The 14814-nt window shown below is 66.5% G+C and carries 17 protein-coding genes; 5 read left to right on the top strand and 12 right to left on the bottom strand.

What is annotated here, in order from left to right:
• Positions 1 to 3: 3 nt before the first annotated feature.
• From sdhC to RXV88_RS17925, 4 genes are all read right to left on the bottom strand, one after another.
• Positions 4 to 345: a succinate dehydrogenase, cytochrome b556 subunit gene (gene sdhC, locus RXV88_RS17940; protein WP_316294875.1), complete on the bottom strand. Its 342-nt coding sequence runs from the start codon at positions 343 to 345 to the stop codon at positions 4 to 6.
• A complete protein-coding gene (locus RXV88_RS17935) occupies positions 342 to 683 on the bottom strand; it encodes a succinate dehydrogenase (protein WP_316294874.1) in 342 nt (113 codons plus the stop codon). The genes sdhC and RXV88_RS17935 overlap by 4 nt, the downstream gene beginning before the upstream one ends.
• Positions 683 to 1411, bottom strand: a complete 729-nt coding sequence (locus RXV88_RS17930; RefSeq protein WP_316294873.1) for a succinate dehydrogenase/fumarate reductase iron-sulfur subunit — start codon at positions 1409 to 1411, stop codon at positions 683 to 685. The genes RXV88_RS17935 and RXV88_RS17930 overlap by 1 nt, the downstream gene beginning before the upstream one ends.
• 91 nt (positions 1412 to 1502) lie before the next feature.
• A complete protein-coding gene (locus tag RXV88_RS17925) occupies positions 1503 to 2489 on the bottom strand; it encodes an AraC family transcriptional regulator (protein ID WP_316294872.1) in 987 nt (328 codons plus the stop codon).
• Between the two features lie 139 nt (positions 2490 to 2628).
• Between RXV88_RS17925 and RXV88_RS17920 the strand changes: the two genes are divergently transcribed.
• Positions 2629 to 3456, top strand: a complete 828-nt coding sequence (locus tag RXV88_RS17920) for an SDR family oxidoreductase (protein ID WP_316294871.1) — start codon at positions 2629 to 2631, stop codon at positions 3454 to 3456.
• Positions 3457 to 3504: 48 nt separating this feature from the next.
• Here the strand turns inward: RXV88_RS17920 and RXV88_RS17915 are convergent, their stop codons facing one another.
• A complete protein-coding gene (locus RXV88_RS17915; protein ID WP_316294870.1) occupies positions 3505 to 4356 on the bottom strand; it encodes a helix-hairpin-helix domain-containing protein in 852 nt (283 codons plus the stop codon).
• Positions 4357 to 4643: 287 nt separating this feature from the next.
• On the opposite strand from RXV88_RS17915, the gene RXV88_RS17910 reads away from it, so the two are divergent.
• Together RXV88_RS17910 and RXV88_RS17905 are read left to right on the top strand one after the other, a co-directional pair.
• The gene (locus RXV88_RS17910; protein ID WP_316294869.1) at positions 4644 to 5069 is read left to right on the top strand and encodes a TadE/TadG family type IV pilus assembly protein; all 426 of its coding nucleotides are present in this window, start codon (positions 4644 to 4646) and stop codon (positions 5067 to 5069) included.
• Positions 5070 to 5071: 2 nt separating this feature from the next.
• Positions 5072 to 6400 carry a TadG family pilus assembly protein gene (locus RXV88_RS17905; protein ID WP_316294868.1) on the top strand — a complete coding sequence of 443 codons (1329 nt, stop codon included), beginning with the start codon at positions 5072 to 5074 and terminating at the stop codon, positions 6398 to 6400.
• Between the two features lie 567 nt (positions 6401 to 6967).
• On the opposite strand, the gene RXV88_RS17900 is transcribed toward RXV88_RS17905, so the two are convergent.
• Entirely contained in the window at positions 6968 to 7666 is a 699-nt protein-coding gene (locus tag RXV88_RS17900; protein ID WP_410468840.1) for an FG-GAP repeat domain-containing protein, read from the bottom strand.
• 67 nt (positions 7667 to 7733) lie between these two features.
• Positions 7734 to 8057: a 2Fe-2S iron-sulfur cluster-binding protein gene (locus RXV88_RS17895; protein ID WP_316294866.1), complete on the bottom strand. Its 324-nt coding sequence runs from the start codon at positions 8055 to 8057 to the stop codon at positions 7734 to 7736.
• Positions 8058 to 8171: 114 nt separating this feature from the next.
• Here RXV88_RS17895 and RXV88_RS17890 point away from each other — a divergent pair, with 114 nt between their 5' ends.
• The gene (locus tag RXV88_RS17890) at positions 8172 to 8552 is read left to right on the top strand and encodes an OB-fold nucleic acid binding domain-containing protein (protein WP_316294865.1); all 381 of its coding nucleotides are present in this window, start codon (positions 8172 to 8174) and stop codon (positions 8550 to 8552) included.
• Between the two features lie 45 nt (positions 8553 to 8597).
• Positions 8598 to 9119 carry a peptidoglycan-binding domain-containing protein gene (locus tag RXV88_RS17885; RefSeq protein WP_316294864.1) on the top strand — a complete coding sequence of 174 codons (522 nt, stop codon included), beginning with the start codon at positions 8598 to 8600 and terminating at the stop codon, positions 9117 to 9119.
• Between the two features lie 72 nt (positions 9120 to 9191).
• Here RXV88_RS17885 and RXV88_RS17880 read toward each other — a convergent pair whose 3' ends face one another.
• The 5 genes from RXV88_RS17880 to RXV88_RS17860 form a co-directional block, all read right to left on the bottom strand.
• Positions 9192 to 10565, bottom strand: coding sequence for a Do family serine endopeptidase (locus tag RXV88_RS17880; RefSeq protein WP_410468841.1), 1374 nt, complete (start codon positions 10563 to 10565; stop codon positions 9192 to 9194).
• A gap of 299 nt (positions 10566 to 10864) precedes the next feature.
• Positions 10865 to 11056: a DUF2065 domain-containing protein gene (locus RXV88_RS17875; protein WP_316294862.1), complete on the bottom strand. Its 192-nt coding sequence runs from the start codon at positions 11054 to 11056 to the stop codon at positions 10865 to 10867.
• The gene (locus RXV88_RS17870) at positions 11053 to 11940 is read right to left on the bottom strand and encodes a protease modulator HflC (RefSeq protein ID WP_316294861.1); all 888 of its coding nucleotides are present in this window, start codon (positions 11938 to 11940) and stop codon (positions 11053 to 11055) included. The genes RXV88_RS17875 and RXV88_RS17870 overlap by 4 nt, the downstream gene beginning before the upstream one ends.
• A 1-nt stretch (position 11941) precedes the next feature.
• Entirely contained in the window at positions 11942 to 13099 is a 1158-nt protein-coding gene (gene hflK / locus RXV88_RS17865) for an FtsH protease activity modulator HflK (RefSeq protein WP_316294860.1), read from the bottom strand.
• Positions 13100 to 13171: 72 nt separating this feature from the next.
• The gene (locus RXV88_RS17860) at positions 13172 to 14626 is read right to left on the bottom strand and encodes an FAD-dependent oxidoreductase (protein WP_316294859.1); all 1455 of its coding nucleotides are present in this window, start codon (positions 14624 to 14626) and stop codon (positions 13172 to 13174) included.
• Positions 14627 to 14814: the final 188 nt, after the last annotated feature.

The raw sequence follows: 14814 nt of genomic DNA, 5'->3' as shown, positions 1-14814 counted from the left end.
GGGTCAGATCGCCCTCAGAAGGAATGCGCCGGACAGGAAAAGCGACGCGGCAACAGCCGCCGCGGCGGCGGTCTTTTGCGGGCCCGACCACGGCAGCCATTCAAGCGCGATCAGCCGCAGCCCGCCGAAGGCATGAACCGCCAGCAAAAAGACCAGCCCGAATTCGGCAAGCTTGACCAGCGGCGTCTCGGTGAAATGCAGCATGGCGTCCAGCCGGTCGGGCCCGGTCAGCACCAGCGCCAGCGCCCAGAAATGCAGCGGCAGGAACAGCGCCAGACCCAGCCCCGACAGCCGGTGCAGCACGAAGGCCAGCCAGAGCGGATGCGCGCGCGCCGGACGTTTCATGTGCCTGCTCCGAAGGTGACGGCAAAGACCGCGCGGCCACCCATCAGGATCAGCAGCGCGCCGATGCCCCAGCTCAGGGCGTTCAGCCTGACCCCAGCCAGACCCGCCCATTCATGCAGGATCACCCGCAGCCCGATGGCTCCGTGCACGCCCGCGGCCAGCACGAACGTTCCGTAGAACAGCAACCAGCCGACCGACCCCTGCGTGCGCCCCAGGATCTCAGCGGCGGAAAGCCCGCCCTGGATGGCGTAGATCATCACACCCAGATGCACGAGCACGAAAGGCGCCATCATGAGCGCCGTGATCCGTTGCAGCATGTAGAGACGAAGATCGAGCATCAGCCGCGCCCCTTGAAAAAGCCGCGCATGGTTTCGCGCTTCAGCCCGGCAATCGCCGACATCGGGTCAAGCTCGTTGGGGCAATACATCGTGCAGCTGCCCATCGAATGGCAATTGTGGCATCCGCCCGACCCGCTGACGGCAGCGAGGATGCCCTCGCGGTCGCCGTCCTTGGCGTCGTTGAGCAGCGTCCAGGCGCGCTGCAGGGCCGCCGGACCGAGGTAATCCGGATTGCCCGCCACGGTGTCGCAGGCCGCATAGCAGACCGAGCAATTGATGCATTCGATGCCCGCATTCGCGGTCTGGCGCGCGGCGTCGGCGGGGTCGATCCGGGCGATCTCGTCCTCTCGTCCCCGGGTCGGGTGATGCACCGCCTCGGCCGCCACCCATTTGTCGAAGAACGGGTCCATGTCGACGGCCAGATCCTTGATCACCGGCAGGTTGCGCAGCGGCGCGATCTTAAGACTGCCGTCCTCCAGCACCTTGTTGACATGGGTTCGGCAGGTCCAGCGCGGCACGCCGTTGACCATCATGGCGCAGCTTCCGCACATGCCCACGCGGCAGGCGAAGCGATAGCTTAGCGTGGCGTCGGCGTTCTGCTGGATCCACGACACCACGTCCAGAACCGTCTGGTTTTCATAGGCCGGGACGGTGAAATTTTCCGAATGCTGCGTGTCGCCGTCCCCCCTCTGGACGGTCACCGACAATGGTGTGGACGCTTCGGACACGCGGAATCCCTTCTCGTGAATGCAGGCGGATCATAACCCCGGCACCAGCTAACGAAAAGGAATAAGAATTATTGATTTTTGAAAGAAAGCCTTACAAAAGCGCTGGTCCGGCGACCCCGAAAAGCACGCTTGCGCTGTCCGGGCGGTTGCGCAGGCGGCCCGGGGGCACGCCGAAATGCCGTTTGAACGCCCGGCAAAACGCAGGTTCCGAACGATAGCCCGCCTCTGCCGCGATGACGGCCAGCGGGTCCGAGGTCTGCGCGATGCGCGCGCGGGCCGTGGTCAAGCGCCATTGCGCGGCATAGGCCATCGGCGGCTGACCCACCAGCGCCGCAAACCGCGCCGCGAAGGCCGAGCGCGACATGCCGACGGCCCGCGCCAGCGCAACGAGCGACACCGGCGCCCCCGGGTCCGCATGGATGATCGACAGCGCCCGCCCGATCTGCGGATCGCGCAGCGCGGCCAGCCAACCTGTCTCTGCGTTGGTCGACGCCAGCCAAGCCCGCAGCGCCTGGATCACCAGAACGTCCGCCAGCCGGGTCAGGATCGTCTCGCCCCCAGGCCGCATCCCAGTAGCCTCGTCGGCGATGAACTGAAGCGTGCTTTGCAGCCAGCTGTCCGCGCCGTCCTCCCAACTGTGGATGCGGATCACCGGCGGCAGGTGGCGCAAGAGGTGCTGCGCCGCGACATGATCGAACCGCACGCAGCCGTACATGGTGCGCGTCACCTCGCCCCCGCCGCCGTGGCGCATGACCTCCAGCCGGTCCGAAACCCGGTCGACCGGAATATCCGCCAGGGGCACCGCAGGCAGATCCGGGTCGCTGCAGACCCGATGGGGCGTGCCGTGGGGGATCAGCGCCAGGCTCGAACGCTCCATCAAGAGCGGCGGCTCGCCGTCGACAACCAGCCAGCAGCGCCCCGAGGTGACCACAAGAAAGTTCAAGAGCCCGTTGTCGCGCGGCACCGAAATGCTCCACGGCGCGGTCAGCTCACCGCGGCTATAGAACGTGCCCTCCAGCCGCAGCAGATGCAGGCTGGACCCGAGGGGATCGTGCTGGTCGGGATCCGGATGGCTCATGCGGCCTGATACAGGCGGTTGAACGGGGCGTCCATCGTTTTGGACGATATGCACAGATATCCGGATCAACTGTCATAGATCGTCCAGCCCCGCCTGCCTATCTGTCGCCCATCGTAAAAACAGACCGAAGGATGCGACAATGCAGACCTCCCCCATCCTCGTGATCGGCGCCACCGGCAAGACCGGCAGCCGCGTCGCCAACCTGCTCGACGCGGCGGGGCATTCCGTGCGCCGCGCCTCGCGCGGTTCGGACACCCCGTTCGACTGGGAAGAGCCCGGCACATGGGCCCCGGCGCTGGGCGGCGTTTCGGCCGCCTACATCACCTATTACCCCGACATGGCCTTTCCCGGCGCGGCCGACCGGATCCAGGCGCTGACCGAAATGGCGGCACAGGCCGGGGTCGGCCGTCTGGTGCTGCTGGCCGGGCGTGGCGAGCCCCGGGCCGAGGCCTGCGAGGACATCGTCCGCCGTTCCGGCATCGACTATACGCTGGTCCGGGCGGCGTGGTTCGCGCAGAACTTTTCCGAAGGCTTCCTTTTCGACGCGGCCATGGACGGCATGATCGCCCTGCCCGCCGGCGACGTGGCCGAGCCCTTCGTCGATATCGACGATGTGGCCGAGGTCGTAGCCGCGGCCCTGACCGGCGACGGACATGCCGGGCAGGTCTACGACGTGACCGGCCCGCAGCTTTTGACCTTCCACGCCGCCGCGGCGATGCTTGGCGCCGCGATGGGGCGCGAGGTCGGCTATGCCCCGATCGGCTTCGACATGTTCCACGAGGCGCTGACCGGCCTTGAGGGGCCGGAGGTGGCGGATGTCTTCACCGAGGTTTGCCGCCAGATCTTCGACGGGCGCAACGCCCGGCTTGGCGACGGGGTCCAGCGCGCGCTTGGCCGCCCGGCCCGCGATTTCGCGTCTTATTGCACGAAAGCCGCAGCCGCTGGCGCGTGGGCCAAAGCGGCCTGACAAAACCGGATCTGAGCCCGCCGCCAGGGCGGGCTCTTTCCCGCGCGTCTACTCTGCGAAATAATGCGCCCTGCACTCCGCCTCGCGCCCGCGCACCACGCGCCGGCCCTCCAGCGGCCCGCGGGTTTCGGTCACGACGGTGCGGGAATGCTCGCGCCCGCGGTCCCGGGCGAAATAGATCACCACCCAATCGTCTGTGCGGCCCAGATCGTGGGCCAGCGCGGTGTTCGAAAAGAGCGCCGTATAGCTCCAGTCGTCGCGGTCGGTATGCAGGATCGGCAGCCAGGCCTCGCCGCCCGGGTTGAAGCGGCGCGGCGCGATCTTGCGCAAGGTCCCGGCCTTGGCCTGCTGGCGATAGTCGCTGTCGACCGCCAGGAGTTCGGCCACCGAAGGCTCGGCATGATCGTCCGGCCCCTGCCGCCCCCGCCGCGCCAGCATCGACGCCAAAGAGGCCCGGATCGCCGCCGCCTTGCGCGGCCCGATGCCGGGCACGTCCTCGAGCCGGCCGTCATGCGCGGCGATCTCCAGCGCCTCGAGCGTGTCGGCGTGCAGGGTCTCGTGGATCGCCCGCGCCGTCTGCGGCCCGATGCCCGGGACGGATTGAAACACCTCCTCGGGCTCGGCCTCGCCGCGCATCCGTTCCAGCTGACCCCAGCGGCCGGTGGCGCACATCTCGTCGATGGCGCGTGCCAGACGGTCGCCGATATTGGGCAGCCGGGTCAGCCCGGCAAACCCGTCCCGCGCCAGAATCTCGGCGGGGTCTTCGGTCAAGCTGCGGACGGTATCGGCGGCCATCCGGTAGGCGCGCACGCGGAACCTGTTGGCGCCCTGCGCTTCGAGAAGCTCTGCCGCCTCGTCCAGCCGATCCGCGATCAGGTCGCGTGAAAGCCCGCCGGCCATGTCGCCCCCGCCCTTCCGATTGGTCCGCCTGCAATAAAAGCACCTTATCCGCCGGTTGCCAATTTTGTTCATGGCGCCGCCTTCGTTCTGCCCATTTTTGCTGGCATCAGGAGGCTCTGCCGAAAGCCAGCGCCATTCGGATCGCGCCGCGCGGCACCGGGACAACTGATCAAACGGAAAATGCCGAAATTTCGCCTTAAGTTCGCCAAATCCCCGGAGCATGTTCGCGACCTGCGCCGAGTGTTGATGGTTTTCCGGTAGAACAGCGTTCGCAAAGGAGCACGAAAATGCCTGCAAGACAGCCGCGAGCGAGAACAGCCCTGTTCCGTCGCGTTAAGACATTCCTGAAGGATCAGGACGGAAGTCACACGGTCGAGGCCGTGATCTGGCTGCCGATCTTCTTTGTGGTCATCGCTCTTCTGGTGAACATCTCGATCATCTTCAACCGTCAGGCCGAGGTCATCCGCATCGTTCAGGACGCCAACCGCTCGTATTCGACGGGCTATCTGAAAAGCACCAACGAGGTGCAGAACGCCATCAGCGCCGCCATCGGCGGCCTGACCTCGAACGCCATCGTGACCAGCCAGGAAGCCGGCGGGATCATCACCACCCGCGTCGACATCCCCACCGGCGATCTGATGCCCTTCGGGATCTTCGCCGCGCTGAATTCCAAGACGGTCACGCTCAGTTCACAACAATACGCGGAGTTCTGATCATGATCGGCTTGTCCAACTCCGGCATCACGGCCCGCATCAAGGCATGGCATCGCGACGAAACCGGGTCCTTTACCATTCTTTCGCTGTATTTCTTCATGGCGTCGCTGATCCTCGCCGGAATCGCGATCGACTTCACCAACCGAAGCGCCAGCGAATCCAAAGCGCAGGCGGCGACGGACGCCGTCGCGCATGCCGCGCTCTATCTCCGCGACGAGAACAGCGAAGGCGACGCCAAGGCAGGCGCTCTCGCCGTGGCCCAGGTCGGCATGCCCTCCGAGGTCTACGGCGCGGCGATCACCGCGGACGACATCGAATTCGGCGTCTGGGATCCGGTGACCCGCACCTTCCTGGCCGTGCCCGGCTCGAACGACGCCGTGCGCGTCACCGCCCTGAGAAACGTCGAGCGCGGCAACATCGTCGAGAACCTGCTGCTGCGCATTGTCGGCTTCAAGGGCTTCGAGATCGCGGCGCAAAGCACCTGGGAAACCTACGTGCCCGAATGCATGCTCGAAGGCTTCGTGGCCGAGCGCACCGTGGACATGCAATCCAACAACGAATTCAAGAGCGGTTTTTGCATCCACTCGAACCAGAACCTCAAGCTGAGCTCGGGCAACGTGTTCGAGGACAACACCCATGTCACCCTGCCCATCGAAACGAATGTGCAGCTGCCCACCTCCGGCATGGAATCGAACCCGGGTCTGGACGAAGCGCTGGACGACGGGTCCTACCGTCTGCGCATCCTGCGCAAGATGGAGATGATGGTGGAAGATATCTGGGCCGGCGGCACGAGCTATCTGCCGGATTACATCGTCAACCCGCTCCCGGTTTATCACTCCAACAAGCAATTCCGCACAACCGATGTGGTCCCCGGCTCGGTGCATCGCATGGAGTGCCCCGGCACCAACCAACAGATGAACATGGTGGGCGGTCTTTACAGCCAGATGGTCCTGATCACCAATTGCAAGATCAAGTTCCAGAACGGCGTGATCCTCGAGGATGCGCTGATCATCTCGACCTCGACGACCGCCAAGGCCATGAGCGCCACCTCGGGTCTGCAGATCGGACGGAACGACAATTGCGCGCCGGGCGGCGGCGCCACGTTGATGACCTATGGCGGGTTCGAGGCCCCTGCCGATATGCAGTCCTATGGCGGCCAGATCATTGCCAGGAAATCCATCGAGTTCAGCGCGAACGCCAGCGGCATTCAGGGGATCTCGCTGATTTCCGGGCAGGACGTCATTGGAACCTCCAACATGGTCATGGGCTTTTGCGGTGGTATCGGCATGGATCCCGTTCTGCTAGCGCAGCATTTCCGCATGGTCGAATAGCGCCCGCGCCTGTCGCACATGCACGCGCCCGCAAAGGGCGCGGCATGGCGGCATCCGCGAGCCTGGCACCGCTGGACGGGTGCTCGCAGAGACCGACCGCGTATCCCGCAGCAACCCAAGTTGGCCGCGAACGCGGTCGGGCGCGCGCGACTTTGTAGGCCAAACGGCGCCTCGCTTGGCCCTGACCAGGGGCAACCGGTTTTCCCGATTCCTCCGACACCTCCTCGCGCGCCTCACATCCCGGCGGCTTCTGCCCCAACCGGCAGGGCGTCGATCCATAGGGCGCGCCGCGCTGCCGATGCCGGGGCACGACTTCACCTAAAGATCGGACACCGAAGCCCGGATCGGTTCGAAAAATAGCGGCGACGGGTCCATTGATGGCAATGCCGCCCTGCCGGTGCCGATGCACGTGGTGCGAGGGACGCACACAGCCACCAGCGCTGCCGTCGATGTCCTGCCGGGCAGCCGTGGCGGCGCCGCGCGGACTGACGAAACGACGCCAGGGCTGGTAAGGACGCCGCCAGCGGTGCTTGCGTCGACGGCCAGGCAAAGCTGGCGACGCGCCATTCAGAAACCGCAGCGCAGCGCGTCGCCGATCCGTGAACGCGACGGGTCCGCGCCGATCTCGCGAGCCTGCAAGGTCCCGGCATCCAGCCGCACCGCGAGGATGCGCGACCATCCGCCATCGGCCAGCACCAGCTCGGCCCCCGCGCCGCAATCGCGCAGGCCGCCGAGGATATAATCCCAGCCGATCCGGTGATTGCTGAGCCCCGCAAGTTCGGCCACCGGCTCCAACCGTATCGGATCGTCCGGCACGACCCGCAGCACCCGCAACACCTTGGCCAGATGCGGCCGGTCGACATAGGCGATCTCGACCCTGCCGTCGCCATCCAGATCGCCCGCGCCCGCGGGTGCCAGCCAGCGGTTGCGCTGGCCGATATGCGCGGTCGCGGCGATGCGCCCGGTCTCGTCCCAGACGGCCAGCCGCGCGCCTTCCGTCAGCGAGGATTCCACCACGATCACCTCGGGCGCGCCGTCCCCGTCCAGATCGGCAAGCCGCGGCGCGATATCCTCGAAAACCAGCCGCTCGGGCAGCACCGCGCGCAGCTTCTGTCCGCCGGACAGCACCAGCTCGAGCGCGCCCCATTCCACCGCGTCGCCCAGCACGCCGTGTGCATAGCGCGTGGTCGGCTCGCCATAGCGCGCCGAGACGATCTCGGCCCCGGCCGAGGACGCCAGCGCCAGCGACGCCAGCCACAGGCACAACACCCGCCACGCGCCGCGGGCGGAACCGCTGCACAGACGCGACGGCGGACGCGGCGCCCGGGTCAAATCAGATCTGCTTTTCGGGCATCTGCACCACCAGCCCGTCCAGCGCATCGCTCACCTTCAGCTGGCAGGTCAGGCGCGAGCGTTTGGGATCGGGCTCGTAGGCAAAGTCGAGCATGTCCTCTTCCATGTCCTCCTTGGCGGGCAGCTTGTCCACCCAGGCCTCGTCCACATAGACATGGCAGGTCGAGCAGGCGCAAGCGCCGCCGCAATCGGCCTCGATGCCGGGAATGCCGTTGTCGCGCGCGCCTTCCATCACGGTCAGCCCGTTGGCCACGTCGACAACGTGCTCCTTGCCGCCATGCTCGATATAGGTGATCTTCGCCATTTACTGTCTCTCCTGGAAAATACGTCGCGGCACTACCTAATGCCCGCCCCCGCCCCGCGCCAGTCCTTTCGCACCGGTCTTGCAAGGATCGGTAAATGTTCTACAATTGTTCTCATGCATCGCACCGCCCCCGACACCTGGCCGCGCCCGCCCTCGGCCCTGCCCGCCAACCGGCTGGACGATCCGCCGGGCGGCGCGCGCGTCACCGTGGCGGGGCTCGTGATCCTGCGTCAGCGCCCCGGCACCGCCAAGGGCGTGATCTTCATGACGCTCGAGGATGAAACCGGCGTGGTCAACGTCATCGTCTGGCGCAAGCTCTACGAACGCTTCCGCCGGGCGGTGATCGCGGGCCGGCTGCTGCGCGTCACCGGGCGGCTGCAGCGCGAATCCGCCGTGACCCATGTCATTGCCGAAGAGATCGAGGATATCTCGCCCCTGCTCGACAGCCTGCCGACCGATCCCGGGCATCTTCCCCAAAGCCCGCAAAGCGGATAGACTGCGCCGCAACGACGCCCGCAGCACGAGGCCCGAGCAGTTCCGATGACACGTTTGCCCCTTCCCGCCGGCGCGGCCGCCGCCCTGACGCTGCTCACCGCCTGCAGCGGCGGCGACACCGTCAGCCGCGCGCAGCTGGCACCCGAACCGCCGCCCCAGACCCAGGCCGCCGACGGCAGCTGCTGGGCGCATGAGATCACCCCGGCGGTCTACGAACAGGTGATGGGCGAGGTACAGGTCGTGCAGGCCGAGATCGCCCCCGACGGCACCGTGATCCGCCCGCCGATCTACCGCCGCGCACCGGTGCCGCGCGTGGTGCAGCCGCGCGGCGAGATTCGCTTCGAGGCCCCCTGCGCCGCCATGCTGACGCCCGAGTTCATCGGCTCGGTCCAGCGCGCGCTGGCCGCGCGGGGCTATTTCCGCGGGCCCGTCACCGGCCGCTTCGACGCCGCCACCACCGCCGCGATCCGCAGCTTCCAGTCCGAACGCGGGCTGGACAGCGGGCAGCTGTCGCTTGAAACCGCGCGCACGCTGGGGCTGGTCGCGGTCGCACGCGGCGCGGGCTGACAGCGCCGCCCGCCGGACAGCAAAAAGGGGCGGCCCCGGGCCGCCCCCTCCTATGTCTAACCGGTCAAAGCGTCACTCGTCGGCGTCGAGCCCCAGCGCCACAAAGCGCGGGTCGCCGGCGCGGCGCACCAGCAGCAGGATCGACTTGCGGCCCGCTTCGCGCGCCTCCTCGATCTTGTCCTCGAGCTCGCTCACGCTCAGAATCTTTGCCTGGCCGGCCTCGGTGATGACGTCACCGGCGCGCAGGCCTTTCTCGAAGGCCTCCGAGGTTTCGTCGACATCCATCACCGCGAGCCCCTTGGCGCTTTCCGGCAGACCCAGTTCGCCGCGGATCTCGTCGCTGAGCGGGCTGAGGGTGAGGCCCATCAGCTCGGACTGCATCGGCTCTTCGGGCTCAACGGGCTGGGCGGCGGGAACGGCGGTCTCGGCCTCTTCGCGGCGGCCCAGGGTGACCATCAGCGTCTTGGTCTCGCCGTTGCGGTTGACCACGACGCGCACGGCCTTGCCGACGGCGGTGTTGCCGACGATGCGCACCAGTTGGCGGGTGTCCTCGACGTCCTTGCCGTCAAAGCGCACGATCACGTCGCCCGCTTCCATGCCGGCCTCCATCGCGGGACCTTCGGGAACGTCGCTGACCAGCGCGCCCTTGGCCTCTTCGAGGCCCAGCGCCTCGGCCACGTCGTCGGTCACGTCCTGGATGCGCACGCCCAGCCAGCCGCGGCGGGTTTCGCCGTATTCCTGCAGCTGGTCGATCACCCGCGTCACCACGTTCGAGGCCATCGAAAAACCGATGCCGATCGAACCGCCGTTGGGCGACAGGATCGCGGTGTTCACGCCGATCACATCGCCGTCCATGTTGAAGAGCGGCCCGCCCGAGTTGCCGCGGTTGATCGCCGCGTCGGTCTGGATGTAATCGTCATAGGTGCCCGACAGCGCCCGGTTGCGCGCCGACACGATGCCGGCCGACACCGAAAAGCCCTGACCCAGCGGGTTGCCCATGGCCATGACCCAGTCGCCCACGCGGGCGGTGTCGCTGTCGCCGAAATTGACGAAGTCGAGCGGCGCGTCCGCCTCGACCTTGAGCAGCGCGATGTCGGTGTTGGGGTCGGTGCCAACCAGCGTCGCCGGCAGCTCCTCGCCCGAGAAGAACTCGATCAGGATCTCGTCCGCGCCCTCGATGACGTGGTTGTTGGTGACGATGAAGCCGTCTTCAGAGATCACGAAACCCGACCCCAGCGCCGAGCTGCGGCGCGGACGGTCGCCGCGCGGGCCCTGGCGGTCCTGGAATTCGCGGAAGAAATCCTCGAACGGCGAGCCTTCGGGCACGATACCCTGCGGCCCGGTGCGCCCGGCCACCGTGGTCGAGGTGGTGATGTTCACCACCGACGGGCTGATCCGTTCGGCCAGGTCGGCAAAGCTTTCGGGCACGCCCCGCGCCTGGGCCATCAGCGTCGATGACACGATCAGAAAGATCGACAGCGACGTGAGCCAGAACAGGCGCAACGGCGTCGTGTCCTCTTGTGTCTTGGCGATTGCTTGCGGTTTCACATGGAACTCCTTGTCTGCGTCATCCTGCCCGGTCTGTCGCCGGACTGGATGGCTCGTGTCAGTGTGTCAAAGATAGGTGTTGATCGGCAACACCAAAGGCTGAAAACTCTCAATCAACTGGATGTGATTGGTATTTGATATCCGAACGTCTTTTTACAACCGCCCCCGGCGCGGCGGGGGCTGCGGACCGGCAGGGATCAGCCGAACTGAATCCAGAGGATGATCAGCCCCGTGGTCAGCGTCACCAGCCCCAGCAGGCGGCGCGTCTCGACCGGCATAAGGCGCAGCGCCTCGAGCATGCGCTCCACAAGCGAAGGGGCCAGCGCGTACACCAGCCCCTCGATCACAAGGACCATCGCGATCCCTGTTATGATGTCCGATCCGGTCAATTCCGCCCGGCGCCCGCGGTCTCGTTCTTGAAGTAGTCGAAGAACTGGCTGTCGGGGGTCATGACCATCTGGCTGTTGCTGCCAGTGAGGGCGTTCTCATAGGCCTGAAGCGAGCGGTAGAAGGCGAAGAACTCTTCGTCCGCGCCGAAGGCCTCGGCAAAGATCGCGTTGCGCTCGGCGTCGGCCTCGCCTCGGACCACGTTGGCGTCGCGGTTGGCGACCGACAGGGTCTCGGTCACGGTCCGGTCGGCCAGCGCGCGGACCCGCTGCGCAGCCTCGTTACCGCGGGCGATCTCGTCGGCGGCCTCGCGCTCGCGCTCGGCCCGCATCCGGGCAAAGGTCGCCTCGAGGTTCTGCGCCGGCAGGTTCGTCTGTTTCAGACGCACGTCGACGACATCGAGCCCCAGCGACCGCGCCTCGCGGCGCGACTGGTCGCGGATGCGCGTCATCAGATCGCGGCGATCCTCCGACAGGATCGTGTCCGAGGTCACCTGATCGGCGCCCAGCACCTCGCGGATCTGCGAATTGAGGATCGAGCTCAGCCGGTCCTCTGCGGCGCGCAGACCGCCGACGCCGACGGCCTGACGGAACTGCACCACGTCCGAGATGCGGTAGCGCGCGAAGGCATCGACCACCAGACGCCGGTCGTCCGAGGGCGTGACCTCGATCGTTTCGGTGTCAAGCGACAGGATCCGGTCGTCATAGCGCACGACCTCCTGGATGATCGGGATCTTGAACGCGAGCCCGGGCTCTTCCTTGACGGCCCGGATCTGGCCGAATTGCAGCACAAGCGCCTTTTCGCGTTCGTCGACCACAAAGATCGACGACAGAAAGGTCACGACAGCGATCACGAGGATCGGCAGAAGCAGAGTCGTTTTACGCATCTCAGTTTCCTCCCGTCGCGTTGCGGTTCAGTTCGTTCAGCGGCAGGTACGGCACGACGCCGCCCCCGCTGCCAGAGCCGCCGGCCACGGATTCGTCGAGGATCATCTTGTCGACGCCGCCCAGCACCTTTTCCATCGTCTCGAGGTAAAGACGCTTGCGGGTCACTTCCGGGGCCTTGGCGTATTCCTGCAGAACCGCGCTGAAGCGGCTGGCCTCACCGACGGCTTCGTTGACGACGCGTGCGCGGTAGCCTTCGGCCTGTTCCAGCACCTGCGCGGCCTCGCCTCGGGCCTCGGCCACGACGCGGTTGGCATAGGCGTCGGCCTGGCGTTCCAGACGGTCGCGTTCCTGCTCGGCGGCCTGCACCTCACGGAAGGCGTCGATCACCTCGCGCGGGGGGTCCGCGGTCTCGAGGTTGACCCGGACCACGGTAATCCCGCTGTCGTATTCGTTCAGCGTGGTCTGGATGCTTTCCAGCGCCGTATTGGCGATAAGCCCACGGTCGCGGTTCAGGATCGGCGCCAGGTTGCTGGCCGCGATGATCTCGCGCATCACCGATTCAGACACCGCCTGCACGGTCAGCTGCGGGTCGCGGATGTTGAAAAGCAGCTTGGCCGGGTCGTTGATGTTCCAGACCACCTGAAAGTTGATGTCCACGATGTTGGCGTCGGTGGTCAGCATCAGCCCGTCGCCGGTGCCCCGGCCCGTGCCGATGTTTTCCGTCCGTTCCGAGGTCACATTGACCACCTCGTAGGAGACCACCGGCCAGGGCGCGAAGTTCAGACCCGGGTTGCCGGTCGAGGCGTATTCGCCGAGGAAAAGCTCGACGGACTGCTCTTCGGGTTTGACGGTGTAGAAACTGCCGAAGCCCCAGAGCGCCAGCGCGCCCAGAACCGCAAGGCCGACCGTGCCTTTGCCGAGGCCGGGGCCTTCGCCACCGCCGCCGCCGGACCCGTTCAGCCCGCCGCCGCCACGGCCGCCCATCAGCACCTTGAGCCGTTCCTGGCCCTTCTTCATCAGCTCGTCGATTTCGGGGATCTGGCCGGGCTCGTGATCGGGCCTGCGACCGCCGCCGCCCCCGCCGCCACCGCTAGGCGGACGTCCGCCGCCCTGTCCACTGCCACCGCCGCCCCAGGGGCCGCCGTTGTTACCTGCCATATGGAAACTTCCCTTTCTCATCGTCCTGGCTTCACGCGTCTGGGTTCATACCTGTGCGCCAAACCATGAAATTCAAGCGCTGCGGACCGGATTGCGCATTGTCACGATCTCTTCGGACATGGTCGGATGCACCGCGACGGTGCGATCGAAATCGGCCTTTGTCGCGCCCATCTTGATCGCGATGCCCGCCAGCTGGATCATCTCGCCCGCGTTCGGTGCGACGATGTGGCAGCCCAGCACCTTGTCGGTCTCTTTGGACACCACCAGCTTCATCAGCACCCGCGCCGACTGGCCGGCAAAGGCGCTTTGCATGGGGCGGAACGAGGTGCAGAAGATGTCGACCGGCTCTTGTTCGCGGGCGGCCTCTTCGCTCAGGCCCACGGTCCCCATCTCGGGCTGGGTGAAGACCGCGCTGGGGATCAGGTCGTGATCGACCGGCGTGGGGTTGTTCTTGAAGACCGTCTCGACATAGGCCATGCCCTCGCGGATGGCGACCGGCGTCAGGTTGACGCGGTCGGTCACGTCGCCGATGGCGTGGATCGAGGGCACCGAGGTGGCGCTGAATTCGTCCACCGCGATCTGACCGTTGCGGCCCAGCTCGATCCCCAGATCCTCCAGCCCCATGTCCGCGCTGTTGGGCCTGCGCCCGGTGGCAAAGAGCACCTGGTCGAAGATGCCGGTGCGCCCGTTGGTGGCCTTGACCCAGACCGGGCCCTGCCCGTCGGTGTCGTCTTCGCGCCGGCCGATCTGGCGCGCCTCGACGGGGGCGGTGGCCATGTGGCCGTCGTCGTCCTCGTAATCCTCGGGCAGGGCGCGGCGCATCTCGACGATGTTGGTACCGGTGTGCAGGTCGATGCCGCGCTCGCGCATCGATTCGGCGATCAGCCCGCGCGCCTCGTCGTCGAAGCCCCGCAGGATCTGCGCGCCGCGGTAATATTGCGTCACCTTCACGCCGAGCCCCTGCAGGATGCAGGCGAATTCGCAGGCGATATAGCCGCCGCCGATGATCAGGATGGATTTCGGCAGCTCGGGCAGATGAAAGATGTCGTCCGACACGATGCCCAGCCCGGCGTTCTCCATCTCGGGCCTCACCGGGCGACCGCCGGTGGCGATCAGGACGTTCTTTGCGGTCTTCTCGGTGCCGTCGTCCAGCACGACCGTATGCGCATCCTTGAGCCGCGCGCGGCAGTCGAACATCTCGACCCCCGAGCCGGACAGCAGGTTGCGGTAGACCTGTTCCAGCCGGTCGAGTTCCTGGTTCAGCTTGCCGCTGAACTTCGTCCAGTCAAAGGACCCGTCGGCGATATCCCAACCATAGGCGCGCGCCTCGGCCGGCATGTCGCCATAGCCGCTGGCGAAGACCATCAGCTTTTTCGGCACACAGCCCCGGATCACGCAGGTGCCGCCGTATCGGCTTTCCTCTGCCAGCGCGACCTTCGCGCCCGCCTCACCGGCCGCCACGCGCGCCGCGCGCACCCCGCCAGAGCCGCCGCCGATGACAAACAGATCGTAATCGTAATCGCTCAAGACAGGCTCCTTTCCGATGGCTTGCGCTTGGTATTCCACACCCGGCGCCGGAAGACCAGATCGTGCTGCAAGGCCGTGGCCTTTTGGATTTGACGCCATCCGCCGCGAACCTTAGGGTCAGGACTCATTCACATTTCATAGCCAGAACATGACGGTTGCGGCTAACGCGATGGCTGAGAGGAAGGCCT

It is taken from the genome of Aestuariicoccus sp. MJ-SS9, assembly GCF_032586235.1.
Lineage (GTDB): Bacteria > Pseudomonadota > Alphaproteobacteria > Rhodobacterales > Rhodobacteraceae > Aestuariicoccus.
Note: the sequence above shows the minus strand (reverse complement) of the source record. Positions and strands in the feature narration are given on the sequence as shown.

Coding starts and splice junctions, on each gene's coding strand:
- sdhC (WP_316294875.1), bottom strand. CDS start 345: ATGAAACGTCCGGCGCGCGCGCATCCGCTCTGGCTGGCCTTCGTGCTG.
- RXV88_RS17935 (WP_316294874.1), bottom strand. CDS start 683: ATGCTCGATCTTCGTCTCTACATGCTGCAACGGATCACGGCGCTCATG.
- RXV88_RS17925 (WP_316294872.1), bottom strand. CDS start 2,489: ATGAGCCATCCGGATCCCGACCAGCACGATCCCCTCGGGTCCAGCCTG.
- RXV88_RS17920 (WP_316294871.1), top strand. CDS start 2,629: ATGCAGACCTCCCCCATCCTCGTGATCGGCGCCACCGGCAAGACCGGC.
- RXV88_RS17915 (WP_316294870.1), bottom strand. CDS start 4,356: ATGGCCGGCGGGCTTTCACGCGACCTGATCGCGGATCGGCTGGACGAG.
- RXV88_RS17910 (WP_316294869.1), top strand. CDS start 4,644: ATGCCTGCAAGACAGCCGCGAGCGAGAACAGCCCTGTTCCGTCGCGTT.
- RXV88_RS17905 (WP_316294868.1), top strand. CDS start 5,072: ATGATCGGCTTGTCCAACTCCGGCATCACGGCCCGCATCAAGGCATGG.
- RXV88_RS17895 (WP_316294866.1), bottom strand. CDS start 8,057: ATGGCGAAGATCACCTATATCGAGCATGGCGGCAAGGAGCACGTTGTC.
- RXV88_RS17890 (WP_316294865.1), top strand. CDS start 8,172: ATGCATCGCACCGCCCCCGACACCTGGCCGCGCCCGCCCTCGGCCCTG.
- RXV88_RS17885 (WP_316294864.1), top strand. CDS start 8,598: ATGACACGTTTGCCCCTTCCCGCCGGCGCGGCCGCCGCCCTGACGCTG.
- RXV88_RS17880 (WP_410468841.1), bottom strand. CDS start 10,565: ATGGCCCAGGCGCGGGGCGTGCCCGAAAGCTTTGCCGACCTGGCCGAA.
- RXV88_RS17870 (WP_316294861.1), bottom strand. CDS start 11,940: ATGCGTAAAACGACTCTGCTTCTGCCGATCCTCGTGATCGCTGTCGTG.
- hflK (WP_316294860.1), bottom strand. CDS start 13,099: ATGGCAGGTAACAACGGCGGCCCCTGGGGCGGCGGTGGCAGTGGACAG.